Origin of the sequence: Synechococcus sp. RedBA-s, assembly GCF_024345495.1 — a bacterium.
Classification (GTDB): domain Bacteria; phylum Cyanobacteriota; class Cyanobacteriia; order PCC-6307; family Cyanobiaceae; genus Regnicoccus_A.
The window spans coordinates 71,619-94,129 of record NZ_JAGQBF010000009.1 but is presented as its reverse complement, the minus strand read 5'-3'; the positions used below and the strand labels follow the sequence as shown (position 1 = coordinate 94,129).

Genomic DNA, 22,511 nt, shown 5'->3' with positions numbered 1-22,511 from the left:
AGCCGTCGCCATGAAGCCGTTTCGTCACCTGCGCGCCAGCATGGCGGTCGCCGCCCTTGTGGCAAACGTGGCCACAACGGTTTCGGCGCAGACCTACAAGATGACGACGACGATCGCGCCGGGGGTGGCCACACCCAACCGGCTCGAGACCTCGATCGGCCCGCTGAACCTTCTCGATGGCTTCCCGAAGCCAGACACCATCGAGAAGATCTACGACAACCTCGACCGCTCCCGGGCACTGCAGGCCTATCTGCTGGCCATCCCGATCGTCAACCAGGCCGGCATGCGCGATTCTCTGCGCAAGTTCGGCCCCGTCAACACAACCAACGTGATCTGGGAGACCCTGGTCGATTCGAAGAGCGTGGAACTCACTGCTAACGACAACACGGTCTATAGCTTCATCTGGCTGGACACCAAGAAAGGGCCCTTGGTGGTTGAAGTTCCTTCCAAAGTACTAGGGGCAATCGACGACTTCTGGTACCGCTGGGTGACGGATATCGGCATCACTGGGCCTGACAAAGGCGTCGGCGGCAATTACCTGATCCTTCCTCCCGGATACAAGGGGGAGATTCCTAAGGGCTATTCCGTTGTTCGACCGAACACCTACGGCAACTGGATGGCCTTTCGTTCCTTTCTTGTTGACGGTTCCCCCCGGGCCGGGGTGGAGTTGGTCAAGAAGAATCTGAAGATCTACCAGCTCTCCGATGCAGCCAACCCAGCGGCAATGACATTTGCCAATGCCTCCGGTGTGCCGGCGAACTTCGTCGCCCCGGGCGATTACTCCTTCTGGTCGTTGCTAAACCAGGTGATTCAGGAGGAACCATCCACCGGCTCCGACCCCACCACCCTGGGTCTGTTCGCCTCGATCGGCATCGTCAAGGGCAAGCCCTTCAATCCTGACGGGCGCATGAAGAAAATTCTCAGTGATGCTGCCAACATCGGGGCGGTGACGGCGCGTACGCTGGCCTTCAAGATTCGTCAACCAGAGGCCTTCTTCTACCCAAACAGTTCCTGGAGACTCCCGTTCTTCGGTGGCTACAAGTTTGAAGTCGCACCGGGTGTGGCCAATCTGGATGGAGCGGCTTTCTTCTACTACTTCGCCACCGGCGTGACTCCGGCCATGGAGGTGAAGATGGTGGGCCAGGGCTCCCAGTACCCCTGGGCCTCTCTGGATTCAAAAGGCAACCCCTTTGATGGTGGCAAAACCTACAGGCTGCGCCTGCCCCCGAACATCCCGGTGAAGGATTTCTGGTCGGTGATTGTGTATGACAACCAGACCCGTTCGATGCTGCAGACTGACCAGAAGGCGCCCAGTGTGAGCAGTCAGGACAAGGGCATCAAAACCAATGCCGATGGTTCGGTGGATGTCTGGTTCGGTCCCAAGGCCCCTGCCGGCATGGCGAACAACTGGGTGCAGACGATTCCCGGCAAGGGCTGGTTCATGATCCTGCGCCTTTACGGTCCACTGGAGCCCTGGTTCAACAAGACCTGGCGGCCTGGAGAGATTGAACTACAGCCGTGATTGATCGGGTACTAATGGCTTGCTCCCACCGCTGATTGAGCGGCGCAACGAGCCGATGGAGAGCGGACGCGCTTTTCGCGCGCCTGATCGGCACGTTATGCGCCATTGGATGCCACGCGGCATTCGTCCTGCTACGGACGATATCGGCCATATCCTGGCACTGGGAGTCCGATTTTACGTGCCGAAAACCGGCCATTCGCTCGTCCCTTTGAGGTGCCTTAGTTCAGGATATCGTGCCAAATTGGATCTATCGACTCAACCATGCTGGCTTGAGCTTCTGTTCAGTGAAAACCTTGCCTGGCAAGGATTTCAGATCAATAAAAAGTCTAGATTTAGCTAAAATACTCATCGAGAAAGGTTTCAGGGTAAGGACTGATCTAGCATCGTACAGTCGATTGAGCTGCCACATTGCGAGGAATGATCCTATGTTTAGCGGTTGGAGCAACTTCTTCACCATGACCGGGGCGGCTGGTGCGACGCTTGTAGGGTTGCTGTTTGTTGTTGTCACGCTTAACACCGGCTTGACGACCTCCCGAAAGCTGGACATCGCCCATGCATCGCTGACGCCTGTGCTGGACAGCTTCGGCGGCGTCCTGCTCCAAAGCATGGTAGCGCTGGTGCCTTGGCAGTCCAATTTGCCAAGTGGAATTATATTCGTCGTGATTGGGATTGGGGGCTTATCCTATCGAATCAATACAGCCCGTGTGCGGAGAAGCCTGCATCTCAGGGCCATTCAGAGCAAGATGGACAGGATCATGCACAACCTAATTCCGATCGTCGCCAGCGTCATCCTGATCTACGGCGGCCTGATCTACGGCGGCGCGGAATTGATCGCCGGAGAGGCTTTCGCACCTTTTGCCATAGCGGGCTCAACCACGCTGTTGCTGTTCTCCGGAATCTACCGAACCTGGGGCGAAACCCTGGCGTTTATTGAGCTTTCCGACAAGTCTTAGCCGAGGGCACACCGGCGGCGGCGTGCGGCCTATTGAGCGTCGCCGGGTTCCAGATTCAAGACAGGTAGCCGGCATCTACGCTAGGACGCTTTGGGGCGAAAGAAGACAATCAGATGCCGATTCAGCATGCATTGATCTGCCTTAATGTTGTCATCAGAGCAAGAGAATGAATGCCCAACATCCAGATGCAGATGACTGGATCATGAGTTGGCTATTATACCTGTGTGCTTCGGTCCGCCGCTGATCTGGGGCGTTGGGCAGATCCTTGGGTTGGTACTCAGAACCGGCCTCATGCACGTTCAGGCGAGTCCCATACGGGGAAGATCCGGCCTCCACACCTGGCCAAGCGGATCAGAAAATCCACAGGGTTTTCTTCTTGCAGTAGCCCGCCCCAATGTTCATCCATCCCGAGTCACAGGGTTTCCCGTAGGTGGGCTTCACCTGGTAATAGATGGGTGAATTGCAATGCTGCTTCAGGTCATTCACATAACCAAGCGGACACTGGTCATAACCTGGGAGTTTGGGAATCCGCTTTTGAGCCAGTGCTGTGCCAGGGCTCAAAAGCGGAAGGGCCAGAAGCACAGTGGCCAGACCGAGGGGCAGCGTCTGCACTGGGCGAGCAACCAAGTGATCAAACCCTAGGAGCCTGTTGCCGGTGGCGCCATTTGCCGGCCAAGCGCCGGCCCAAGCCACCAGCAGCCTCATCTGGTTCAGAACCTCCACCTCCAGCGCCTGCATCGCAAGGATGCCGCCGCCGGTCTCGTCAGCGACAAAGACGGCGGAGATGTGGCGCATATCTTTCGTGGTGCTTCCCCTGGCCAGGCCTGCCCGCTTGAGACGTTCTCATCAGGACGTGTTCAGTTGCAGATGTCCACGTCATGGACACCTGCCTGTGAGGGCTTTGAAGCCACCTCCTCCAGCAGGCCCTTATCTTCGATAATCATCTCGGAGATGCCGTGGATGAAGCTGTCGATGGTCTGCCCCTGGTTGGGGCGGCTCAGGCGGCTGCGGGGCTGGGAGAGGGGAACCGGAAGCGGTGCCACCGGAAAGGTCATTCCCAGATCCCGGCTCGGCCGTCGAGGGATGGGGCAGCCTGGGAGCGCGGCCATGGTGAGAGGAGGATGATTTCCCGGAGAGAATGGCTGGCTGGCGCCTCAGGCCTGCTCGCGGCGCGCTTCGCCGAGCCACTGCTCTCCCGCCCGGCGAAGGCCGAAGGGGCGGAGGCATCGCTACCGGCGCTGGCCACTGCTGTTCCTGACTTCTCGCCGCGCCGCATCACCGCCCGCATGGTGAGCCTCCGTCCCTACCGACCCGAAGGCTTCCGGGTGGAGCTGGAGACCATCGCGGACCGATCGATCGTCCACAACATCGGCCACGGCGGCGCCGGCATCACCCTCTCCTGGGGCACCGCCCAGATGGCGGTGGACCGGTTGCTGGCGCTGCGGCAGCCCGGTCCGGTGGCGGTGATCGGCTGCGGGGCCGTCGGCCTCGCCACCGCCTGGCTGCTGCACGAGGCCGGTCGGGCGGTGACGATCTACGCCAGCGAGGTGCACCCACGGGTCACCTCCAGCGTGGCCGGTGCCAGCTTCTTCCCCTCCCTGGTGGTGGCGGGTTCCTCCCGAACGCCGGAGTTCGAGGAACGGCTCGCCGCCGCGGTGCGCACCTCCCACCGGCGCTTCCTGGGGCTGCTCGGCCAGGGCATGGGGGTGACCAGGCGTTCTCACGTCGTTCTGGCAGCGGAGCGGCCGCTGGGTGGCTGGGTTTCGCGGTTGCTGCCGGAGCTCTTTCCACCGCCGCTCGAGATCCGCGATCCTTCCCTGCCCTTCGCAGCCCCGTGGGTGGGAATCGAGGAGCGCCTCTTCATCGAGACCCAGCGGTACCTGCCCGCCCTGATGGGGGCGGTGCGCAAGGCCGGCATGGCGATCCAGCGGCGCACCTTCCGCGATGCGACGGAACTGGGGCGGCTGCGGGAGCGGCTGATCGTGAACTGCACCGGCATGGGCAGCGTCGGCCTGTTCGGCCATGCCGACCTGATCCCGGTGCAGGGGCAACTCACCCGCCTGCAGGCCGATTCCCGCCTCAACTACACCCTCTCGGCGCCTGGGCTCTACCTCCATCCCCGCCGCGACGGCCTGTTGCTGGGCGGCACCGAGGACGTCGGAGTGCTCAAGCCCCGCTTCAATCCAGCCGAGGAGGAACGGATCCTCGCCGGCATGCGGCAGCTCTACCGTCTCGCCGCCTGATCGCCCCGCCGCTCAGGCGAGCGCCCACACTGAACCCCACCACTGTCAGACTGGCCTGACTGGAGGAACGCCTGCAGGACATCCTTTTCGTGGTTGAGGGAGCTGAAGACGGCTCGTACCGCGCCAACGCTGCCGCTGCGGCGATCCATACCCAGGCCGACACCCCTGCCATGAGCGACCACGCCATACCGCCGATCGCTGGCTACGAAGCTGAGATCCTCGCCCTGGTTCAGCAGGCCGGCCCCGTGGCTCTGCCGCAAACCAACCTGAACCTGGAGCAGATCCGCTCAGGCTTTGCCTGCGCGCTCCACATGCACCAGCCCACGATTCCAGCCGGGGCAAATGGAGAACTCATCTCCCATCTTCAGTACATGCTGGAGCATCCAGGCGAGGGCGACAACCACAACGCCGAACCTTTTGCCCACTGCTACAAGCGCCTCGCTGACATCATTCCCCAGTTGATTCAAGAAGGCTGCAATCCTCGGATCATGCTGGATTATTCGGGCAATCTGCTCTGGGGTGTTGAGCAGATGGGCCGCCACGACATCCTCGAGGCCCTCAAAAAGCTCGCCTGTGATCCCACCCTCCAGCCCCATGTGGAGTGGCTCGGCACCTTCTGGAGCCATGCGGTGGCGCCCTCCACGCCGATCCCCGACCTGAAGCTGCAGATCCTGGCCTGGCAGCATCAGTTTGCGGCCCTCTTCGGCCATGAGGCGCTGCAGCGGGTGAAGGGCTTTTCGCCCCCAGAGATGCACCTGCCCAACCACCCCGACACTCTCTATGAACTGGTGAAGGCGCTCAGGGAATGCGGCTACCGCTGGCTGCTGGTGCAGGAGCACAGCGTGGAGAATCCTGATGGTTCAGGCCTGCGGCACGAGCAAAAATACATCCCCAACCAGCTGGTGGCGCGCAACTCCAGCGGTGAGGAGGTGTCGATCACGGCACTGATCAAAACCCAGGGCTCCGATACCAAGCTGGTGGGCCAGATGCAGCCCTGCTACGAAGCCATGGGGCTCGGCCGGCAGGTGCTGGGTGCCACCACGGTGCCGTCGCTGGTGTCGCAGATTGCCGATGGGGAGAATGGTGGCGTGATGATGAATGAGTTCCCACCGGCCTTCATTCAGGCCCACCGCACCATTGCCGCCCAGGGGGATGATCCGGGCACGGTGGCGATCAACGGCACCGAATATCTCCAGTTGCTGGGGGCCGCCGGTGTGGGCTGCGGGGATTTTCCGCCCATTCAGGCGGTGCATCAACGCAAGCTCTGGCAACAGCTGAGTGGCCCGCCCAGCCCCGCCACCACCGAAGCGGCGATCGCCCGGCTCCAGGCCAGCGATCCCTCCTTCTCGATGGCCGGCGCTTCCTGGACCAACAACCTCAGCTGGGTGGAGGGCTACGCCAATGTGCTGGAGCCGCTGGCACGCCTCAGCGCCGACTTTCACCGCTTGTTTGATGAGCAGGTGGCACAGGATCCGAGCTTCACCAAGGGCGGGCCCTATCAGCAGGCTCTGCTCCACCTGCTGCTGCTGGAAACCAGTTGCTTCCGCTACTGGGGGCAGGGCACCTGGACCGACTACGCCAGCGAGATCCACCGGCGTGGGGTTGCCGCCATCAGCAACGCACAGCTCAGCGGGGCTTTCAACCTCCGTTCTGCCAAAACCAGAACAAACCCTGCGTGAGGTAGTAGAGCCCAGCGGCCAGCAGAACCAGCGCACTGATGCGGGTGAGCAGCTGGCCATGGTTCAGGAGCAGCCTGGAAGCGCTCATCAGCCCCACCCAGAGGCTGGTGGCGGCAATCACAGCGGTGTAGCCCAGCGCGTAGCTCACCATCGTGATCACCGACCACTGGCTGGAGCCGGTGCTGGCCGCAGCCGCGAGCACGGAAAACAACACCGGACTGGCGCAGGGAGAACTGACCAGGGCAAAGCCCATCCCCACCAGGAAGGGGCCGCCGGCAGGGGGCAATTCCGGTAGACGGGGCAAGCGCAGAGGCAACCAGCCCCCCAGATTTAGGCCCATCAGCAGGATGATCAGCCCCACCCCCAGATGGACCGCTCCGCGCTGGTCCACCACGACAGCCGCAGCGAACGAGGCGATCAGCCCGAACAGGCTCAGCACCACCACGGTGCCGGCCACGAACCCCCCCACCTTCACGATCGCCTGCTGGCGACTGATCGGCCCGAGCGTGCCGATGTAACTGAGGTTCAACGGCACCATCGCCAGCACACACGGCGACAGGCTCGCCAACAGCCCACCCCCGAAAGCGATGAGCGGCAGCACAACGCTCGGTCGTGAGGGCATGGCCTCGAACCGTTCGGCGTAGGCCTGCGACGCAGACTCGATCGCCAGATCCAGCTGCGTGCCGATCACGGGCAGCCAGTGAATCGCCAGCACCGCCAGCAGCGTCAGCCCTCCCAGGAGCAGCAGAAAGGTCCGTCCCCGTCTGTGCAAAGCGGAGCTGCTCATGGCTTGAGCATCGCCTGCGTTTTCTTGATCGCTGCGCTGTAGGCGCCATCATCCGTGCTGGCCCGGAAGGTCTGCACCGCGACGCCGGTGGCAGGGTTGATCACGGCCACCAGTGAGGGCTCGCTGCGGTTGGCCTCCAAGAACGCACCCAGGCCCAGGGCACGGGCCCGTTCGCGCGACTGCTTCAGCGCGCTGGCATTGGACACATCGAATTTCAGGAAGGTGGCCTTGCCGGCCTTCTTTTGCTGGAGGGAGCGCAGGGTCGGTGCGATCGTCTGGCACTTCGAGCACCAATCGGCGTAGATGTCCACCACAACGGGTTTGCCCTGCAGGGAAGGAGCGAGGGCGCCGGCCTGTTTCTGGGCGACCCAGCCGCTGGCATCCCTGGAGGGTGGGGTGGTGGAGGCCTGCACGAAGCCAGCCAGGGAGATGGGCTGGGGAACGACGAGCGTGAGCAGGAGAGCGGTGAGGGGGATGGGCATCGCGTGAGTACGTGCGAATGCCTTGAGTACCGCAGCCGCCTCCAAATGGATTGGCCCCTGGAAGATTCCGTCGGCAATCCTGAGCCGCTCCGGCGCCAGGCCATTTCCCTGGGGCCTCTCCGCCAAGGTGTAGGGGGTTCCGGGGCCAGCACGCCGCTCGGCGTCATGCCCAACCCGCCGCCACCTTCTCTATGAACTGGTGAAGGTGCTCAAGGAATGTGGCTACCGCTGGCTGCTGGTACAGGAACACAGCGTGGAGAACCTCGATGGCTCAGGCCTGTGCCACGAGCAGCACTACATCCCCACCACGTGACCCCCATGCCACCACGCCGGTCTGACTGCATCGCCACGGGCCTCACGGGTCTGTTGCTGGGCTGGGTCTCGGCCATGGCTCTGGCGGTTGGTGTCCCGGTGGCCGCCACTGCGCTGGAGCCAGGGGGGCGGCTGGAGTCCATGCCACCGGTGTTGCGGGTGGGCGTGGTGGATGGTGCGCCGCCCTGCAGCTACCGCGACGCCGGAGACTGGCGGGGGCTGGCCGTCGATCTTTGGGGCCGGATCGCCACCCGCGAGCGGCTCCCGTATGTGGTCTCGGAGTGGCCATCCGTGCAGGCGATGCTGGAGGCAAGCCGCAACGGCGCTCTGGATGTGGCGGTGGGCTGCATCAATGTGTCCCCGGACCGCCTGGAGCGCTACCGCTTCAGCCTCCCCTTCCAGGAGGACGGGCTGGCGGTGATGGTGCTGCAGAGCCGCCTCGATCTGGGGCGTTCCTTCCTCTCGGCGCTGCTCACCCCCACCTTGCTGCAGCTGCTGGGTGGCTACCTGGCGGCGATCGGGCTTCTGGCCCTGCTCACCTGGCGGGTGGAGCACTACGCCCAGCAGCCCCAGACCCTCAGCCACGGGCGCCTTCGCAGCTTCAGCGCCGTGTTCCAGGTACTCGCCACCGGGCCCGGCAGCAACGCGCTGGTGACCACCACCCGCGGCAACGGCATCGTTCTGATGGCCTATCTGGTGAGGATCGTGTCGGCCTCCCTGCTGGTGGGCTACCTCACCGTGAACGTGGCCCGCCAGGTGCAGGGAACGCCCAGCGCCAGGATCCGCTCCGAGGGCGATCTGCGCGGTCTGCGGGTGGCGGTTCGCAGCGGCACCGTGAGCGAGTCCTTGCTGCGGGAGCTCAACGCCGGCAGCAGCGCCGCGAAGGCCACGATCGTGCCCCTGACCAGCATCCGCTCGGGGGTTGATCTGCTGGTCTCCCGTCGCGTTGACGCCGTGCTGGGCGACAACCTGCAGCTTCGTTATCTGCTGATCAACGCGCCGTTGCAGGGCTCCCGGCTCAGCCTGGCCCTGCAGGGGATCCGCCCCGAATCCCAGGCGTTTGCCTTGGCCCCTGGCCTGCCGGCCGCGACCGCCGAGCGGATCGACCGGGCAATCAGTGCCCTCAAGCGCAATGGCGTGGTGACCGTGCTGCGCCAGCGGGCCGGGGAGCCGGCAGACTCCCCGGCCCGCTGAGCGGCTTCGCTGGATGGCAGCATCAATGGGGACCCGCCGACCTTCTCCGGCCCAGTGATGACTGTCTCCCTCGGCGCTCAGGACGATGCGCGCCTCGAGGCCCTGCGGCAGGAGTTCGAGCATGAGGCCAGCTTCAACCTGGTGTTCGTGGTGCTCACGGTGGGGCCACACTGATCGTCACCCTGGTCCTGGTCGCCGCGTCGATCGTGATCGTCAACCAGCAGCAGGCCGGCCATCACCCCCTCCAGATGCGCCAGGAACTGCGAAAGTTCTGAGCAGAACCGCAGATGAATCACACCGGCAAGTGCTCTCCGTCGTGAGGCGATCGGGCGGTGATGGCCAGATCCTGGAGATCGCCGCTGCCGGTGGGATTGCCTTGCACCCGTTCGACTTCACCCCCCCCTTTTTTCTGACTGCCATGCCGCTTCCGGATCCCTTGCTGGGAGCCGAAGATCCGGACGTGTTCCGGATCTTCGGCTCCAGCGGCCGCTCCGAGTGGCTGCTCACCGCCGACCACGCCGGCCGCGCCATCCCCGGCCGCCTGGCCGGCCTTCAGCTGAGCCCCGCTCTGCTCGACACCCATGTGGCCTGGGATCTGGGCGTGGCAGGGCTGGCTGAGCGCTTGGCGGCCCTGCTGGATGCCTTTTTGATCCTGCACAACTACTCACGGCTGGTGATCGACGTGAACCGACCGCCCGGCGCGCCCGATTCAATCGTGAGCCTCAGCGAGCAATCGCCGATCCCCGCCAACAGCAAGCTCTCGATCGCCCAGCGTGAGCAGCGGCGCAGTGAACTCTTCGACCCTTATCACCGCCGCATCACCGCTGAGCTCGATGGCCGCCAGCGCCGCGGCCAGCCCAGCGTGCTGGTGGCCCTGCACAGCTTCACGCCGGTGCATTCGGGCCAGGAGCGTCCCTGGCATGTGGGCGTGCTGCATGGCCGTGATGGGCGCCTGGCCCGGCGGCTGCTGCGGGGGCTCAGGCAGGAGCGGGGGCTGCAGGTGGGCGACAACGAGCCCTATGCGGTCAGTGATGACAGCGATCACACCCTGGTGGTCCATGGCGAGCGGCGGCGCATTCCCCACGTGGAGCTGGAGGTCCGTCAAGACCTGCTGACCAGCGAGGCGGGCCAGCAAGAGTGGGCCGTGCGGCTCGCCACCGTGCTTGTTGAATCCCTGGCGGAGGAGTTGCCGCCCATACAACACGATTATTCGCCCTTAGGCTGATGCATGGTCAAACAGCACAATTCCGCCTCGACGATGGAGATCAGGGTGGGGTTCGAGCTGGAGCTGCGCTGCCCCCAGCCCACGCCGATGATCGTCACCCTCGGCGTCCATGCCAGCCGGGCGACGGATCTGCTGGAGCCCGACACGCTGCAGGTGGAGCCGGCGGTGCCGCTGCGCTCCTACATCGATTCCTACGGCAACCAATGCCAGCGGCTGGTGGCTCCCACCGGGGTGCTGCGCCTGCAGGCCACCGGCGTGGTGGCGGACCCCGGCCGGCCCGATCCGGTGCTGCCAGAGCTGGAGCAGCTGCCGGTGGAGGCCCTGCCGGAGGAGGCGCTGTTGTTCCTGCTCTCAAGCCGATACTGCGAGAGCGATCTGCTCAACGATCTGGCCTGGTCGCTGTTCGAAGGATCCCCCATGGGCTGGGGGCGGGTGCAGGCGATCTGTGACTTTGTGAACAACCACGTGCGTTTCGACTACGGACGCTCCAGCCCCACCAAGTCAGCCCTGACCACCTACGACTGCCGCGAAGGGGTCTGCCGCGACTTTGCCCATCTGGCGATCGCCTTCTGCCGCTGCATGAACATCCCAGCCCGCTACTGCACCGGCTACCTCAGCGACATCGGCGTGCCGCAGCCCCATTCGGCCATGGACTTCTCGGCCTGGTTCGAGGCCTACCTCGGAGATGGCTGGCACGTGTTCGACCCACGCAACAACACCCCCCGGATCGGGCGGATCCTGATCGCCCGTGGCCGCGATGCGGCCGATGTGGCGCTCACCACCAGCTTCGGCCCCTCGACCCTGGAATCCTTCCAGGTGTGGACCGCCTGAGCCGGCCCCACCACGGCGGGGCCTCAGGGCAGGGTGAAACCGGAGGTGTTCAGGTGCTTGAGATCGAGCATCACGATCGTGAGCCAACCGGTCAGCGCCAGAGCACCAACCACGGCCAGAACAACCAGAACGCCTGCCAGCGCTGATTTCGCAGAGCTTTTATCGTTCGCCACAGCTGGACTCAGTTCTTCAATGAAGTATGCCATGGCCAGGCTGCATGGGAACGATCATCAGGCGCCGGCCCTAGTCCTGAGCCTGCAATCTGTTGCACTTGCTCATTCTTCTGGGGCTGAAGTTCAATCCGCTGATGGCTTATCTGTTGAAGATCTCTCCACTGATGATCAATTCGCCATTGACCATCTCACCAATGAGCAATTCACTGACCCCTGATCTGCTGAAGGTGGCTGGGCTTGCGATGCTTAGAGCATGACTCTGGCCCCCGCTCAACCCGTTGACGCCGTTGTGGTGGGCGCTGGCCTCTCGGGGCTGGTGGCGGCCCGCAGCCTGCAGCTGGCGGGCCGCTCGGTGCGCCTGATCGAGGCCACCGCCACGGCCGGAGGGCGGATGGTCGGTGAGCGCCTGCAGCTGGCGGGGGAGGAGCCTGGGGCGGACCGGCGCCACGCCTGGATCGACCTCGGTGGACAGTGGGTGGGCCCCACCCAGACCCGTTACCTGGACCTGCTGGATCGCCACGGCATCCGCCGCTTCGAGTCCCCCCACAGCGGTGACACGGCCCTGGTGTTCGGCGAGAGACGCTGCCGTTTCGCCGGCTTTTTCCAGGGATTCCCCGAGGGGCAGCCCCCAGCGGTCCCCAGCGTCGACTGGGACGACGCCATGGCGGCCCTGGAGCAGTTTCTGGAGCTGGTGGCCCAGCTGCCGCCTGGCCATCCTCACCACCATCCCGCCGCCGCCGAACTCGACCGCCTGAGCTTTCAGGACTGGATCGACGCCCACACCCACACCCCCTTTGCCGCCTGGTACTTCGCCTACTTCTGCCGGGCGGTGGGTTTTCTCGGTCCAGCGGAACCGGAGCAGGTGTCGTTGCTGCATGTGCTCTGGGGCCAGCGCACCGCCTCCCAGGGCGAGCATCCGGAGGAGTTCCTGCTCCATGGCGGTGCCGGTCAGCTGCCGGCCCTGCTGGCCGCCGAGCTGGGAGAAGGAGTGCTGCGGCTCGGTGAGCCGGTGCGGGCCATCGAGCAGGTGCTGCCCGGGGCCGAGCACTCGGTGCAGGTGCACACCGATCAGGCCCGCTATCCCTGCCGGGCCGTGATCGTGGCGATGCCACCGGCGCAGGCAGGACATCTGCACTTCTCACCAGCGCTGCCCGCCGACCGCCGGCAGCTCAACGACGGGATGGCCATGGGCGCCTGCGCCAAGGTGATGGTGGTGTACGCCAGCCCCTGGTGGCGGCTGCAGGGGCTCTCGGGGATCGCCATCGGCGATCGGCCCACCGTCGAGCTCTGCGCCGACAGCTCCGATCCCGAGAATGGCTGCGGTGTGCTGGCCGCCTTCGTGGTGGGGCACCGCTACCGGCGCTGGTCTGCCCTGGGTGACGCCGGGCGCCGGCAGGCGCTGCTGGCGGATCTGGCCGCCTACCTCGGACCCCAGGCCCTCGAGCCCCTGGCCTATGTGGAGAAGGACTGGCCGTCGGTTCCTTTCGTGGGTGGCGCCTATGCCGGCTGGATGCCCCCGGGGCTCTGGAGCCGCTGCGGTGAGGCCATGCGCCGGCCCCACGGCCGGGTGTTCTGGGCCGGCACCGAGGTGGCCGAGCGCTGGCCCGGTTTCTTCGAGGGCGCGGTGCGCAGCGGTGAGGAGGCAGCGGCGGCGCTGGTGCAACAGCTTGGCTGAATCCAGATCCCCGCTGCTTCGCGAGCGCGATCCCCGAGAGCTGGGCTGGCGGCTCTGGAGCCTGCACGCCCTGCGCACGGCCCTCGCGGCTGGTGTGTCGATGGGCCTGGCCAGCGGCCTCGGGCTTTCGGTTCCCTATTGGGCACCGATCACCACGATCATCGTCACCCAGTCGACCCTGGTCGACTCCTGGCTGATCTCACGCCGCCGGCTGCTGGGCACAGCCCTGGGTGTGGTGTTCGGCGCTGCTCAGGTGCAGTGGCTGCCCGCCGGGATCCCGGCCTACGTGGCCGCCATCCTGCTGCTGGGGCTGGTCTGCGGCCTGTTGCGCCTGCACCAGAGCGCCTACCGCTTCGGGGGCATCGCCCTCACCATCGTCAGCCTCGTGCCCCATACCGCACCTGTCTGGGGCCTGGCCTGGTTCCGCTTCGTCGATGTCAGCCTCGGCATCCTGGTGAGCCTGGCGATCACCCTGGTCTGGCCGGAGCGCCTCAGGTGCTGACCGTCCGGCAGCACCGCCATGCGCTGATCCCCAGGGCCAGGGCCCCGGAGCATGAACAGGCTCTGATGGAGGCCTCGACGACGTTTCGCGCCTCGTTTCAGCGGCTTCTCCAGCGGCGCATCGGCGAGGTCCTCGGCGAGGCGCCCCTGCCGGCTCTGGAGTTGCGGCGGCGCTGGCCCGATCTGCGCCGGCAACTCGATGCCTGCCCCCGGATCCAGGCGGCCCATCAGCGGCGCGCCGCCCTGCAGGACCAGCTCTGGGCCACGGTCAAGGCAGCGACAGCCAGCGCCGGGGAGCGGGCAGCCTGCAGCTGACGGCCGATCTGGCCATCCCCTCCCACCAGCTCAAGGCCGACATCCATCGCATGCCGGGGGCTACTTCAACGAACAGGAGGAAGACGGTGTCGTCACCGGTGCCCTCTAAGACCATGGTGTGTTCCTCTACGGCCAAGGCTGGTTCGGTCCTCTCAACGAGGCCCCCGGCAGGGCCGTGATCGAGCAGGTGCTGGCCCGCCATCACGCCGGCCTGCGGCCGCGGCTGCTCCATCACGCGGTTCACTTCGCCCAGCAGGATGCCGAACGCACCGGCTTCGATCTGGTCGTGAGCCACATCCTGCTGCACGAGATCCCGGCCGCCCGCTATTTTCGCGACACGGAGGTCTGGGTGAACTCAGAGCCCTTTCTGGCGTCCTCCCCTGATCACGCCTTCGCGTCCTATGCCCTCGAGGCCGGCTTCGCCCCGGATCGCTTCCAGGTTCATGAGCTGCCGGGCCACGCTGCCGGGGCCGGCGGCAGCCCCCACTGGTTGGCCTTCTGCGCCCGGAAGAGCTGAGCCCGCCGGTGATCGGGCCGGGTTGTGCACAACACTCCAGGCGCCGATACGCTGGCGGACCCTCCAACGCACAGGTGCCATGGCCCCCAGGGTCTCCCTAGCAGCCCGCAGCAGGCGAGTGAGCCGGGAAGATGCGCTGGAGCAGCTCGATCTCGCCACCCTGGCGCAGGCCTACCGCTCAGGCCATCCAGTTTATCTGGGCCGGGGAGACTTCTGGACCTGGGAGCAGGACGGCATCCCCGCCTGGCTGGTTCCTCGCTTCGATGATCTCGGTTTTCTGCCCTGATGCTCCGGGGTGCCTGCATCTAGCCTCGGCTCACGCCGAGGTTCAAGGACATCCCCATGGAACTGACCATGTACTCGGCCACCGTGCCGCCCCTGCGCCGGACGCTCACCAACCTGATCGCGGTGCTCGGCAAGGGCCTGGCCCACGCCGAGGCCCAGGGGTTCGATCCCGCCGTGCTGGTGACCAGCCGCCTCTATCCCGACATGTTCCCTCTGGCACGCCAGGTGCAGATCGCCTCCGACCTGGCCCGCCGCGGCGTTGCCCGCCTGGCCGGTCTGGAGGCGCCCCCGCTGGCGGACATCGAAACCAGCTTCCCCGAGCTGATCGATCGCCTGCAGCGCTCGATCGACTATCTCGATGGCTTCAGCGCTGATCAGATCGACGGCAGTGAAGAACGGGAGATCACCGTGCCGATCGGCCGCGGCGAGACGATCACCATGGCGGGATGGTCTTTCCTCTCGATGTTCGTGCTGCCCAACGTCTATTTCCACGCCACCACCACCTACGCGATCCTGCGCCATAACGGCGTGGTGCTGGGCAAACGCGATTTCCTCGGTGAGTCCTGACCCCACGGCCCTGAATGCCCAGCTGTGATCCGGCCAGCACCACCCAGGTCATCACCGCCGAGGCCAGTGTGGCCATTGCCCTGGGGGGCAACCTCGGCGACCCGATCGCCACCCTGAAGGCCGTGCGGCCTCTGCTCCGCGCTGAGCTGCACAGCTGGGTCGCCGGGGCTGGCATTGAGCTGGCGCTCAAATGGTCACCTCTGTTCCGCACGGCTCCGGTAGGGGGGCCGCCAGGGCAGCCGCCCTTCGTCAATGGGGTCCTGCTGGTGGTGCGCGCTGTCGGGGGCCGCGAGCCCTGGCCCGATGCGCTGGCGTTTCTGAGGCGCCTGCAGGCGCTGGAGGCGCGCTTCGGTCGCCAGCGTCTGGAGCCCTGGGGCCCCCGCAGCCTCGATCTCGACCTCCTCTGGTGCAGTGATGCCCACTGCAGCGGCCCCCAGCTGGAGCTGCCCCACCCGCGCCTGCGCCAGCGCGCCTTTGTGGTGGGCCCTCTGGCGGCGATCGCGGGGCCGCTGGTGCTCCCTAGTGGCCACGAAACCGCCGCTGCTCTGCTGGCTGAACTGCTGAGCCGCCCCGGCGCCGAGCCCCCGCCGCTGCCGCTGCCTGCGCAGGAGGGCTGGCCTGAAGAGGCCTGAACCTTGTGGCCTGAGCAGCGTGGCCTGAACCGCAGGGACCGCGGCCGGCGGTCACACTGGTGGGCCTGCTCCAGTCCTGTTGATGGCTCCCCTGCTGCCGCCTGAGCCCTCCACCCACCTGGAAACCACGGCGGTGCTCGAGGCCCGCAAGATCCGCTTCGAGCTCAACCGGGTGCTGCTGCCGATGGGAGTGGAGGCCACCTACGGGATCATTCGTCATCCCGGCGCATCGCTGGCGGTGCCGGTGCTGGCCGATGGGCGCGTGGTGCTGCTGCGCCAATACCGGTTCGCGGTGGAGCGGCGCATCCTTGAATTCCCCGCCGGCACCCTGGAGGACGGCGAGGATCCCCTGGGCTCGATGCAGCGGGAGCTGGGGGAGGAGGCGGGCTACAGCGCCAGCCGCTGGGATTCCCTCGGCCTGATGCTGCCCTGCCCCGGCTATTCCGATGAGGTGATTCACCTGTTCCTGGCCCGGGATCTCACCCCCCTCAGCGAGCGTCCCGCCGGCGACGACGACGAGGATCTGGAGGTGCTGCTACTGGAGCCATCCGCCCTCGATGCGGCCCTGGCCAGCGGCGATGAGGCCCTCGATGGCAAGAGCGTCACCGCCTGGTTCCGGGCCCGCCAGCTGCTGGGCCTCGGATGAGCCCGCAGCGCTGGCTGTTCTGGCACCGCCGCGATCTGCGCCTGGCCGACAACCTGGGCCTGGCCGCCGCCGCCCGCGCCACCGCCGCCGTCACCGGCGTGTTCGTCTTCGATCCGGCCCTGCTGGACGCCCCCGATCTCTCCCCGGCCCGGCTCTGGTTCCTGAGCGAAAGCCTGAGGGAGCTGCAGAGCCGCTGGCAGGAGGCCGGCTCCCGGCTGCTGCTGCTGCGGGGTGATCCGGCCGTGGTGCTGCCGCAGCTGGCTCAGGCCAGCTGCGCTGAGGTGGTGGCCTGGAACCGCGATGTGGAGCCCTGTGGCCGTGCCCGTGATCGCCGCGTGGCTGAGGCCCTGCGCGCCGCCGGCTGCAAGCTGCTCGCCGACTGGGACCAGCTGCTGGTGCCCCCCGAGGCCCTGGCCACCGGCGCCGGCAATCCTTACCGGGTCTATGGCCCCTACCTGCGCTCCTGGCGCCGGCGGATCGAGCTGGCCGGCGCTGAAGCCTGCGCGCCCGTGGCCGCGCCGGCGGGTCTGATCGATCTCGACCCAGCCGCCCTTCCCGCCGAGGGCCGTCGGCTCTGGGATCAGCTGAGCTGGCTCAAGGCCGTGCCCAGCCCTGGCGATGGCCTGCCCGGTGTCGCCTTCACCGGCGCGGATCTCTGCCCCTGCCGTCCCGGAGAGACCGCCGCCGCCGCCCAGCTGGCGGCCTTCGCCGATGGGCCCCTGCTGGGCTATGAACCGGGGCGAAATCTGCCGGCGGAGCCGGGCACCTCAGGCCTGAGCGCGGCGCTTTGCTTCGGCACCCTCAGCCCCCGCCAGGCCTGGGCCGCCGCCCAGAAGCAGCGCCCCTGGGCCCGCAGCGAGGAGGAGCACCAGGCGATCACGGTCTGGGAGCAGGAACTGGCCTGGCGCGAGTTCTATCAGCAGGCTCTGTTCCATTTCCCCGCTCTGGCGGATGGGCCCTATCGCCCCCAGTGGCGCCACTTCCCCTGGGAGAACGACGAGGGTCGCTTCGCCGCCTGGTGCGACGGCCTCACCGGCGTGCCGATCGTGGATGCCGCCATGCGCCAGCTGCAGGAGACGGGCTGGATGCACAACCGCTGCCGCATGATCGTGGCCTCCTTCCTGGTGAAGGATCTGATCGTGGACTGGCGCTGGGGTGAACGCCAGTTCATGCGCCTGCTGGTGGACGGTGATCTGGCGGCCAACAACGGCGGCTGGCAGTGGAGTGCCAGCAGCGGCATGGACCCCAAGCCGCTGCGCATCTTCAACCCCTACACCCAGGCGGCCCGCTTCGATTCCGAGGCCACCTACATCCGCCGCTGGTTACCCGAGCTCGCGCGGGTGGCCACAGCTGACCTGATCCGCGGCGAGATCGCGCCCCTGGAGCGCCGGGGATACCCGGCGCCGATCGTGAATCACAAGACGCAGCAGGCCCGCTTCAAGGCCCTGCACGCGGCTTCGGTGGCTTCCGCACCGGTGACTTGAGGAGAGGAACGCCTCAGGAGGCCAGGCTGAGAGGTTGAGCCACCAGCTGGCGCAGCACGGCCGTCACAGTGGCCTGCTGCTCGGAACTTAGTTCCGGGAAGATCGGCAGGCTCAGCACCTCGGCGGTGAGCCGCTCGGTGATCGGCAGGCTGCCGGGCCCGTAGCCCAGCTGGGCGTAGGCCGGCTGGCGGTGGATCGGAATCGGGTAATAGATGATCGTGTTGACGCCGGCTTCGGCCAGGGTCTGCTTCAGCCAGTCTCGGCAGCAGCTCTCCGGCAGGCCATAGGTGGCACTGTCGCTGGAGGGCTGGCAACCGCCGCCGCAGCCCGCCTGGGCCGATGGGCAGCGGGGAACGCGCACCACGAACTGGTTCCAGCTGTGGCCGCCGGGGCCCGCCGCCGGCAGCAGCAGCCCCTGCAGATCAGCCAGCTCGCTGCGGTAGGTGCTCGCCAGCTGCTGCCGCCGCTCCACCCAGCCGGGCAGGTGGGGCAGTTTCACGGAGAGCACCGCCGCCTGCATGGCGTCGAGGCGGCTGTTGTACCCCAGGGAGGTGTGCAGGTAACGGCGCAGCATGCCGTGCACCGCCAGCTCGCGGATGCGGGCGGCCAGCTGCGGATCCCGGCAGGTGACGGCACCGCCGTCGCCTGCAGCGCCGAGGTTCTTGGTGGGGAAGAAGCTGAAGCAGCCCGCATCGCCCCAGCCCCCCACCGGCCGGCCGGCCCAGCTGGCGCCGGTGGCCTGGGCGCAGTCCTCGATCACCAGCAGCTGGTGGGCGGCGGCGATCTGCCCCAGCCGCTCCATGTCCACCGGCCGCCCGAACAGGTGCACCGGCATCACCGCCTTCGTGGCGGGGGTGAGTGCCGCCTCGATGCGCTCGAGATCGATCAGGTAGGTGGACTCCTCCACATCCACGAACACCGGCGTGGCGCCCACGGCGCTGATCGCTTCGGCGGTGGCGAAGAAGCTGAAGGAGCTGGTGATCACCTCATCGCCCTCGCCGATGCCCAGACCCCTCAGGGCCAGAACCAGGGCGTCGGTGCCGCTGTTGCAGCCGATGGCGTGGGGAACGCCCACGGCCTCGGCGAACTGTTGCTCGAAGCGGGCAATCGTGGCGCCCCCGATGTACTGCCCGCTGCGCAACACCTGCAGAACGGCGTCTTCGAGGGCCTCACCCAGTTGATGAAGCTGCTCGGTGAGATCGAAGGGGGGCACCTGCATGGCAGCAACCTTAAGCCCCTCCAAGGGTCAGGCTCAGGCCGGCTCCAGCCCCGGGTGCCACTTGATATTGCAACCGATTGCAGGCTTTTGCTCCTGCTCCAGCGGCCGCCCCGCCAGCAGTAAATCAAGGGCCGATCTCAGGTCGGCGCCATCGGGCGGTTGGCTGTTGCCCGGGCGGCTGTCATCGAGCTGGCCGCGGTACACCAGCCGCTGGTTGGCATCGAACAGAAACAGATCCGGAGTACAGGCCGCCTTGAACGACTGGGCCGCGCTCTGCTCCGGATCCAGCAGGTAGGGGAAGCTCCAACCGCAGCGGCGGCGCTGCTCCGCCAGCTGCTGCGGCCCGTCCTGGGGATGGGTGATCAGGCTGTTGCTGGCGATCGCCAGGATCGTGATCCGGTCGCTGTAGTCGCGATCGATCCGGCTCAACTCCGCTTCGATGTGTTTCACGAAGGGGCAGTGGGCGCAGAGGAACAGCACCAGCAGGGGCCGCGGCGGCAGCCCGCTGCTGCTCACCAGCTCCCCATCGGTGCTCTCCAGCGCGAAACCGGGCAAAGGATGCGCCAGCGGCAGCATTGTCGAGGGAGTCAGGGCCATGGATCGACCGTTGCTGCGCTGAACACTGAAGTGATTGTGGCGTCCACGGCTGCGGCGGGACCGGGGCAGGATCCCCCCACCCGCATCCAGACCTTGGCCCGGCCCCCCCACCGTCCGGCATCCCTCCTGCTGGCGCTGGCTGCCCTGGCGACGTTGACTGCCGTGGCCGCCTGCGTGCCCGCTGCCAGCCGCCCCACCTGGCGCCTCTTTCCCCTGCAGCGGCAGCAGCCCCACGACGGCCTGGCGGTGGTCAGCCAGCCCGATGGCTATGGGCTGCACATCTGGCTCGAAACCGACACCCGCCGCCAGGGCTACTGCCAGCCCCGCTGGCTGCCGGATGCGGCGCGGCTGTTCAACGGCAACGGCAGTCATCCGTTCAGCTCCGGCCTGGCCAGCCGTGAGGAGTTCTTCGCCGCCGTGGCCCGCCGCGACGTGCGCAGCGCCTTGCGCAGGGAACTGGAGGCCCTCTGCCTCAGCCGCGCTCCGCGCAGCACCTGGGAGTGGATCGAGCCGCCCCGCAATCCCTCCCAGGTGAAGGTGGAGAAGCTGCCGATGCTGGAGGAGAAGGATCTACTCACCGATCCCGACACGATCCGCGAGCAGGAGGATCAGCCGTAGCAGGAGCCCGCGGCAACGAACCACCCTCTGAGCTCAGAGATTCAGATCACGGCGAGGCTGCCGGCATAGCCCTCCGGCAGGTGCAGATCGTGCAACTCCAGGCCTGGTGGTGGTGGGGCTCCGACTGCGGCCAGGCCGAGTCCCGTCGCTTTCAGGCCCGCTTCCAGGCGGCACCAGTGCTGCAGGAAGCCATCGAGCTGCTGCTCCGCCGGCAGCGCCTCGAGGGCCTCAAGGGTGCCGCTGGGCAGGTGGCGCCTGGCGATCGGCTGCCAGTTCAGGCCTGGCCGGTGCTGCTCCACATCCACACCCACCGGTCGCTCGGGGTGGAGAGCCAAGAGCACCAGGGCGCCCGAATGGGCCAGGTTGAACTGCGGAGTGTCCTGCCTTTCCAGCCCCACCAGGGCTGGTTTGCCCTGGGGCCCCAGGCGGAAGCACAGCCGGGTGGGATCCAGTCCCAGAGCCTGTCCCAGCCGCAGCCGCAGCAGGCCCCGTCCCAGCAGGAAACGGTCCTGGTCCGCGGGCAGCCGCCAGCGCTGCAGCCGCTGTTGCTCCTCGCCTGAGAGCAGCGTCAGCAACTCCTCCCGCCGCTGGGGCGTGAGCCAGTCCAGCTCCGCCAGCCAGACCGTGGCCGGCAGTCCGGGGTGCTCCAGACGGCGCGGCGCAGCCTGGTCGGGGTCGCTGGGCGCGGTGGGGTTGCTGGGATCGATCACGTGGGCGTCTCTGTTGCGGCGGGATCCGGCCGCAGCCGGGGCCCAGCCGATCGCCAGTAGCGGCTGAAGCGGCGCAGGTCCACCGGCTCCGGCAGGTCCACGAAGGGTTCGGGCTCCAGCACCTGCAGGGGCAAGGCGGCGGCCACGCAGGCGGCGATGCCCCCCAGCTGCGGGTCCACCCAGGCGCTGGTCACCACCCCATCGGCCCGGTGGCGGGCGGCGAAGGCCAGCACCTCCTCGACCCCATCGCCCTGGCGGATCGTGACCGGCAGTTCCAGAAGGCACTCGTAGAGGAACACGATCCGCTTGAGGCTGATCGGCCCTGCGGCGCCTTCCAGCAGCCCCGGCTCGAAGACGAACACGGCCGGCCGGCCCGGATGGGCCAGCAGGGCGGGATTGGCCGGACCCAGGGCCTCGGCGTGGATCCAGAGAACCGGACAGTCCATGCTCAGACCGCCTCGCCCTTGGCCTGTCCCCCGCTGGCCCGCTCGCCCCCCTGCGGTGCGGAGAACAGCCGGGCCTGCAACGCCTCGTAGCTGCTCTCGAACGGACAGGCTGCTGCAGCCGGGCAGCACGGGCAATGGCGCCCGGCGCCGAAGTGCTCCAGGTTGGCGCGGTTGAACAGGTAGGGCTTGCTGCTGAAGCTGCTGGCCACCCACTGCCAGCTCAGGTTGTTGCTGGATGGATCACCATCGAGCAGGTGGCACAGGAACCAGCGGGCTCCGGCCTGCCAGCGCACCCGGCGCCAGTGCACCACGTAGGCGGCCAGCCACATCCGGGCGTGGTTGTGCAGCCAGCCGGTGTCGCTCAGCTCGCGCGCGAAGGCATCGATGCAGGCCAGGCTGGTGTGGCCCTCGCTGATGTCGTCCGGCAGCTCCTGGGCGTAGGCCGCCTCTGGCTGGCCGGTCTTGAGCGGCTCCAGGTTCTCCCAGACGCCATCGCCCAGGCGGATCCAGAGCCGCTGCCAGTAGTCGCGCCAGGCCAGCTCCTGCAGCAGTTTCTCGCTCACCAGCCCGGGGCCTCTAGCCATGCGCTGCCACACCACGTCGCGCACCTGAGCCAGGCTCAGAACCCCGTGGCGGATGTAGGGGGAGAGACCGCTGACCGCGCCGTCGAGGTGGTTACGGCTGGCGGCGTATCGCACCGGATCGACCGCCTCCAGCGCAGCCAGCGCCGGTTTTGAGCCCCCTCGAATCGGGCTGGCGCCGCCGCTGGCCTGGGGAAACCGGGCCGTCAGCTCACGCACCATGGCGTCGCGGCCCGGGAACTGGCGCGGCAGATCAGCGTGGTTGGGTTGCGGGGGCGGCGCCGGTTCTGAAGGGGGAGTGCTGGACGTCATCGCTG

28 protein-coding genes and 1 pseudogene are annotated in these 22,511 nt (G+C 67.0%); 19 read left to right on the top strand and 10 right to left on the bottom strand.

What is annotated here, in order from left to right; genetic code table 11:
- The first annotated feature begins 10 nt into the window (after window positions 1–10).
- Together KBY67_RS05530 and KBY67_RS05525 are read left to right on the top strand one after the other, a co-directional pair.
- On the top strand, window positions 11–1,522 hold the full coding sequence (locus tag KBY67_RS05530; RefSeq protein ID WP_255109571.1) for a DUF1254 domain-containing protein: 1,512 nt from the start codon (window positions 11–13) through the stop codon (window positions 1,520–1,522).
- Window positions 1,523–1,947: 425 nt separating this feature from the next.
- Window positions 1,948–2,475 (top strand): hypothetical protein, encoded by a 528-nt coding sequence (locus tag KBY67_RS05525; RefSeq protein WP_255109570.1) that lies wholly within the window; start codon window positions 1,948–1,950, stop codon window positions 2,473–2,475.
- A 351-nt stretch (window positions 2,476–2,826) separates the two neighbouring features.
- Here KBY67_RS05525 and KBY67_RS05520 read toward each other — a convergent pair whose 3' ends face one another.
- Together KBY67_RS05520 and KBY67_RS05515 are read right to left on the bottom strand one after the other, a co-directional pair.
- Entirely contained in the window at window positions 2,827–3,087 is a 261-nt protein-coding gene (locus tag KBY67_RS05520; protein WP_255109599.1) for a hypothetical protein, read from the bottom strand.
- A 245-nt stretch (window positions 3,088–3,332) separates the two neighbouring features.
- Entirely contained in the window at window positions 3,333–3,530 is a 198-nt protein-coding gene (locus tag KBY67_RS05515) for a hypothetical protein (RefSeq protein WP_255109568.1), read from the bottom strand.
- Window positions 3,531–3,596: 66 nt separating this feature from the next.
- Here KBY67_RS05515 and KBY67_RS05510 point away from each other — a divergent pair, with 66 nt between their 5' ends.
- Both KBY67_RS05510 and KBY67_RS05505 read left to right on the top strand, forming a co-directional pair.
- Window positions 3,597–4,718: an FAD-dependent oxidoreductase gene (locus KBY67_RS05510; RefSeq protein WP_255109566.1), complete on the top strand. Its 1,122-nt coding sequence runs from the start codon at window positions 3,597–3,599 to the stop codon at window positions 4,716–4,718.
- 170 nt (window positions 4,719–4,888) lie between these two features.
- Complete coding sequence (locus KBY67_RS05505) at window positions 4,889–6,397, top strand: glycosyl hydrolase family 57 (protein ID WP_255109597.1); 1,509 nt, start codon at window positions 4,889–4,891, stop codon at window positions 6,395–6,397.
- On the opposite strand, the gene KBY67_RS05500 is transcribed toward KBY67_RS05505, so the two are convergent.
- Both KBY67_RS05500 and KBY67_RS05495 read right to left on the bottom strand, forming a co-directional pair.
- The gene (locus KBY67_RS05500) at window positions 6,357–7,184 is read right to left on the bottom strand and encodes a cytochrome c biogenesis protein CcdA (RefSeq protein ID WP_255109564.1); all 828 of its coding nucleotides are present in this window, start codon (window positions 7,182–7,184) and stop codon (window positions 6,357–6,359) included. The genes KBY67_RS05505 and KBY67_RS05500 overlap by 41 nt on opposite strands.
- A complete protein-coding gene (locus tag KBY67_RS05495; RefSeq protein WP_255109562.1) occupies window positions 7,181–7,666 on the bottom strand; it encodes a co-chaperone YbbN in 486 nt (161 codons plus the stop codon). The genes KBY67_RS05500 and KBY67_RS05495 overlap by 4 nt, the downstream gene beginning before the upstream one ends.
- 169 nt (window positions 7,667–7,835) lie before the next feature.
- Here KBY67_RS05495 and KBY67_RS14895 point away from each other — a divergent pair.
- The 4 genes and pseudogenes from KBY67_RS14895 to KBY67_RS05480 form a co-directional block, all read left to right on the top strand.
- A pseudogene (locus KBY67_RS14895) lies at window positions 7,836–7,970 on the top strand (glycosyl hydrolase family 57); the annotation flags it as partial.
- A 14-nt stretch (window positions 7,971–7,984) separates the two neighbouring features.
- Window positions 7,985–9,172 carry an ABC transporter substrate-binding protein gene (locus KBY67_RS05490; RefSeq protein WP_255109560.1) on the top strand — a complete coding sequence of 396 codons (1,188 nt, stop codon included), beginning with the start codon at window positions 7,985–7,987 and terminating at the stop codon, window positions 9,170–9,172.
- 418 nt (window positions 9,173–9,590) lie between these two features.
- Window positions 9,591–10,397: an N-formylglutamate amidohydrolase gene (locus KBY67_RS05485; RefSeq protein WP_255109558.1), complete on the top strand. Its 807-nt coding sequence runs from the start codon at window positions 9,591–9,593 to the stop codon at window positions 10,395–10,397.
- A gap of 3 nt (window positions 10,398–10,400) precedes the next feature.
- Window positions 10,401–11,228: a transglutaminase family protein gene (locus KBY67_RS05480; RefSeq protein WP_255109556.1), complete on the top strand. Its 828-nt coding sequence runs from the start codon at window positions 10,401–10,403 to the stop codon at window positions 11,226–11,228.
- A gap of 23 nt (window positions 11,229–11,251) precedes the next feature.
- On the opposite strand, the gene KBY67_RS05475 is transcribed toward KBY67_RS05480, so the two are convergent.
- Window positions 11,252–11,434 carry a hypothetical protein gene (locus KBY67_RS05475; protein WP_255109554.1) on the bottom strand — a complete coding sequence of 61 codons (183 nt, stop codon included), beginning with the start codon at window positions 11,432–11,434 and terminating at the stop codon, window positions 11,252–11,254.
- On the opposite strand from KBY67_RS05475, the gene KBY67_RS05470 reads away from it, so the two are divergent.
- The 10 genes from KBY67_RS05470 to KBY67_RS05425 all read left to right on the top strand — a co-directional run bounded on the left by KBY67_RS05470 (window position 11,433) and on the right by KBY67_RS05425 (window position 18,023).
- Window positions 11,433–11,618 carry a hypothetical protein gene (locus KBY67_RS05470; RefSeq protein WP_255109552.1) on the top strand — a complete coding sequence of 62 codons (186 nt, stop codon included), beginning with the start codon at window positions 11,433–11,435 and terminating at the stop codon, window positions 11,616–11,618. The genes KBY67_RS05475 and KBY67_RS05470 overlap by 2 nt on opposite strands.
- 36 nt (window positions 11,619–11,654) lie before the next feature.
- Window positions 11,655–13,076, top strand: coding sequence for an FAD-dependent oxidoreductase (locus KBY67_RS05465; RefSeq protein WP_255109550.1), 1,422 nt, complete (start codon window positions 11,655–11,657; stop codon window positions 13,074–13,076).
- Complete coding sequence (locus KBY67_RS05460) at window positions 13,069–13,578, top strand: aromatic acid exporter family protein (RefSeq protein WP_255109548.1); 510 nt, start codon at window positions 13,069–13,071, stop codon at window positions 13,576–13,578. Before KBY67_RS05465 ends, KBY67_RS05460 begins: the two co-directional genes overlap by 8 nt.
- Window positions 13,572–13,892 carry a hypothetical protein gene (locus KBY67_RS05455; RefSeq protein WP_255109546.1) on the top strand — a complete coding sequence of 107 codons (321 nt, stop codon included), beginning with the start codon at window positions 13,572–13,574 and terminating at the stop codon, window positions 13,890–13,892. The genes KBY67_RS05460 and KBY67_RS05455 overlap by 7 nt, the downstream gene beginning before the upstream one ends.
- Window positions 13,893–14,010: 118 nt before the next feature.
- Window positions 14,011–14,409 carry a hypothetical protein gene (locus tag KBY67_RS05450; RefSeq protein WP_255109544.1) on the top strand — a complete coding sequence of 133 codons (399 nt, stop codon included), beginning with the start codon at window positions 14,011–14,013 and terminating at the stop codon, window positions 14,407–14,409.
- Window positions 14,410–14,488: 79 nt separating this feature from the next.
- Window positions 14,489–14,695 carry a hypothetical protein gene (locus KBY67_RS05445; protein WP_255109542.1) on the top strand — a complete coding sequence of 69 codons (207 nt, stop codon included), beginning with the start codon at window positions 14,489–14,491 and terminating at the stop codon, window positions 14,693–14,695.
- Between the two features lie 56 nt (window positions 14,696–14,751).
- Complete coding sequence (locus tag KBY67_RS05440) at window positions 14,752–15,261, top strand: DUF1993 family protein (RefSeq protein ID WP_255109540.1); 510 nt, start codon at window positions 14,752–14,754, stop codon at window positions 15,259–15,261.
- Window positions 15,262–15,275: 14 nt separating this feature from the next.
- Window positions 15,276–15,893 (top strand): 2-amino-4-hydroxy-6-hydroxymethyldihydropteridine diphosphokinase, encoded by a 618-nt coding sequence (gene folK / locus KBY67_RS05435; protein WP_255109538.1) that lies wholly within the window; start codon window positions 15,276–15,278, stop codon window positions 15,891–15,893.
- A gap of 82 nt (window positions 15,894–15,975) precedes the next feature.
- The gene (locus KBY67_RS05430; RefSeq protein ID WP_255109536.1) at window positions 15,976–16,539 is read left to right on the top strand and encodes an NUDIX domain-containing protein; all 564 of its coding nucleotides are present in this window, start codon (window positions 15,976–15,978) and stop codon (window positions 16,537–16,539) included.
- Window positions 16,536–18,023, top strand: coding sequence for an FAD-binding domain-containing protein (locus KBY67_RS05425; RefSeq protein WP_255109534.1), 1,488 nt, complete (start codon window positions 16,536–16,538; stop codon window positions 18,021–18,023). The genes KBY67_RS05430 and KBY67_RS05425 overlap by 4 nt, the downstream gene beginning before the upstream one ends.
- 13 nt (window positions 18,024–18,036) lie before the next feature.
- On the opposite strand, the gene KBY67_RS05420 is transcribed toward KBY67_RS05425, so the two are convergent.
- Both KBY67_RS05420 and KBY67_RS05415 read right to left on the bottom strand, forming a co-directional pair.
- On the bottom strand, window positions 18,037–19,242 hold the full coding sequence (locus KBY67_RS05420) for a DegT/DnrJ/EryC1/StrS aminotransferase family protein (RefSeq protein WP_255109531.1): 1,206 nt from the start codon (window positions 19,240–19,242) through the stop codon (window positions 18,037–18,039).
- Between the two features lie 33 nt (window positions 19,243–19,275).
- Window positions 19,276–19,839 carry a thioredoxin family protein gene (locus KBY67_RS05415; protein WP_255109528.1) on the bottom strand — a complete coding sequence of 188 codons (564 nt, stop codon included), beginning with the start codon at window positions 19,837–19,839 and terminating at the stop codon, window positions 19,276–19,278.
- Window positions 19,840–19,875: 36 nt separating this feature from the next.
- Between KBY67_RS05415 and KBY67_RS05410 the strand changes: the two genes are divergently transcribed.
- A complete protein-coding gene (locus KBY67_RS05410) occupies window positions 19,876–20,457 on the top strand; it encodes a hypothetical protein (RefSeq protein ID WP_399213976.1) in 582 nt (193 codons plus the stop codon).
- Between the two features lie 41 nt (window positions 20,458–20,498).
- Here the strand turns inward: KBY67_RS05410 and KBY67_RS14745 are convergent, their stop codons facing one another.
- Genes KBY67_RS14745 through KBY67_RS05395 form a run of 3 tightly spaced genes read right to left on the bottom strand, consistent with a single transcriptional unit; the run spans window position 20,499 to window position 22,506 of the window.
- Window positions 20,499–21,167 carry a 4'-phosphopantetheinyl transferase superfamily protein gene (locus tag KBY67_RS14745; RefSeq protein WP_255109526.1) on the bottom strand — a complete coding sequence of 223 codons (669 nt, stop codon included), beginning with the start codon at window positions 21,165–21,167 and terminating at the stop codon, window positions 20,499–20,501.
- On the bottom strand, window positions 21,164–21,613 hold the full coding sequence (locus tag KBY67_RS05400; protein WP_255109524.1) for a hypothetical protein: 450 nt from the start codon (window positions 21,611–21,613) through the stop codon (window positions 21,164–21,166). Before KBY67_RS05400 ends, KBY67_RS14745 begins: the two co-directional genes overlap by 4 nt.
- Before the next feature lie 2 nt (window positions 21,614–21,615).
- Complete coding sequence (locus KBY67_RS05395; RefSeq protein WP_255109521.1) at window positions 21,616–22,506, bottom strand: FAD-binding domain-containing protein; 891 nt, start codon at window positions 22,504–22,506, stop codon at window positions 21,616–21,618.
- Window positions 22,507–22,511: the final 5 nt, after the last annotated feature.

Bases quoted from the DNA above. Each gene is read 5' to 3' on its own strand.
- KBY67_RS05440 (WP_255109540.1), top strand. From the start codon at position 14,752: ATGGAACTGACCATGTACTCGGCCACCGTGCCGCCCCTGCGCCGGACG.
- KBY67_RS05420 (WP_255109531.1), bottom strand. From the start codon at position 19,242: ATGCAGGTGCCCCCCTTCGATCTCACCGAGCAGCTTCATCAACTGGGT.
- KBY67_RS05490 (WP_255109560.1), top strand. From the start codon at position 7,985: ATGCCACCACGCCGGTCTGACTGCATCGCCACGGGCCTCACGGGTCTG.
- KBY67_RS05470 (WP_255109552.1), top strand. From the start codon at position 11,433: ATGGCCAGGCTGCATGGGAACGATCATCAGGCGCCGGCCCTAGTCCTG.
- KBY67_RS05465 (WP_255109550.1), top strand. From the start codon at position 11,655: ATGACTCTGGCCCCCGCTCAACCCGTTGACGCCGTTGTGGTGGGCGCT.
- KBY67_RS05505 (WP_255109597.1), top strand. From the start codon at position 4,889: ATGAGCGACCACGCCATACCGCCGATCGCTGGCTACGAAGCTGAGATC.
- KBY67_RS05515 (WP_255109568.1), bottom strand. From the start codon at position 3,530: ATGACCTTTCCGGTGGCACCGCTTCCGGTTCCCCTCTCCCAGCCCCGC.
- KBY67_RS05510 (WP_255109566.1), top strand. From the start codon at position 3,597: ATGATTTCCCGGAGAGAATGGCTGGCTGGCGCCTCAGGCCTGCTCGCG.
- KBY67_RS05400 (WP_255109524.1), bottom strand. From the start codon at position 21,613: ATGGACTGTCCGGTTCTCTGGATCCACGCCGAGGCCCTGGGTCCGGCC.
- KBY67_RS05475 (WP_255109554.1), bottom strand. From the start codon at position 11,434: ATGGCATACTTCATTGAAGAACTGAGTCCAGCTGTGGCGAACGATAAA.
- folK (WP_255109538.1), top strand. From the start codon at position 15,276: ATGCCCAGCTGTGATCCGGCCAGCACCACCCAGGTCATCACCGCCGAG.
- KBY67_RS05500 (WP_255109564.1), bottom strand. From the start codon at position 7,184: ATGAGCAGCTCCGCTTTGCACAGACGGGGACGGACCTTTCTGCTGCTC.
- KBY67_RS05395 (WP_255109521.1), bottom strand. From the start codon at position 22,506: ATGACGTCCAGCACTCCCCCTTCAGAACCGGCGCCGCCCCCGCAACCC.
- KBY67_RS05480 (WP_255109556.1), top strand. From the start codon at position 10,401: ATGGTCAAACAGCACAATTCCGCCTCGACGATGGAGATCAGGGTGGGG.
- KBY67_RS05530 (WP_255109571.1), top strand. From the start codon at position 11: ATGAAGCCGTTTCGTCACCTGCGCGCCAGCATGGCGGTCGCCGCCCTT.
- KBY67_RS05525 (WP_255109570.1), top strand. From the start codon at position 1,948: ATGTTTAGCGGTTGGAGCAACTTCTTCACCATGACCGGGGCGGCTGGT.
- KBY67_RS05445 (WP_255109542.1), top strand. From the start codon at position 14,489: ATGGCCCCCAGGGTCTCCCTAGCAGCCCGCAGCAGGCGAGTGAGCCGG.
- KBY67_RS05415 (WP_255109528.1), bottom strand. From the start codon at position 19,839: ATGGCCCTGACTCCCTCGACAATGCTGCCGCTGGCGCATCCTTTGCCC.
- KBY67_RS05430 (WP_255109536.1), top strand. From the start codon at position 15,976: ATGGCTCCCCTGCTGCCGCCTGAGCCCTCCACCCACCTGGAAACCACG.
- KBY67_RS05425 (WP_255109534.1), top strand. From the start codon at position 16,536: ATGAGCCCGCAGCGCTGGCTGTTCTGGCACCGCCGCGATCTGCGCCTG.
- KBY67_RS05485 (WP_255109558.1), top strand. From the start codon at position 9,591: ATGCCGCTTCCGGATCCCTTGCTGGGAGCCGAAGATCCGGACGTGTTC.
- KBY67_RS05495 (WP_255109562.1), bottom strand. From the start codon at position 7,666: ATGCCCATCCCCCTCACCGCTCTCCTGCTCACGCTCGTCGTTCCCCAG.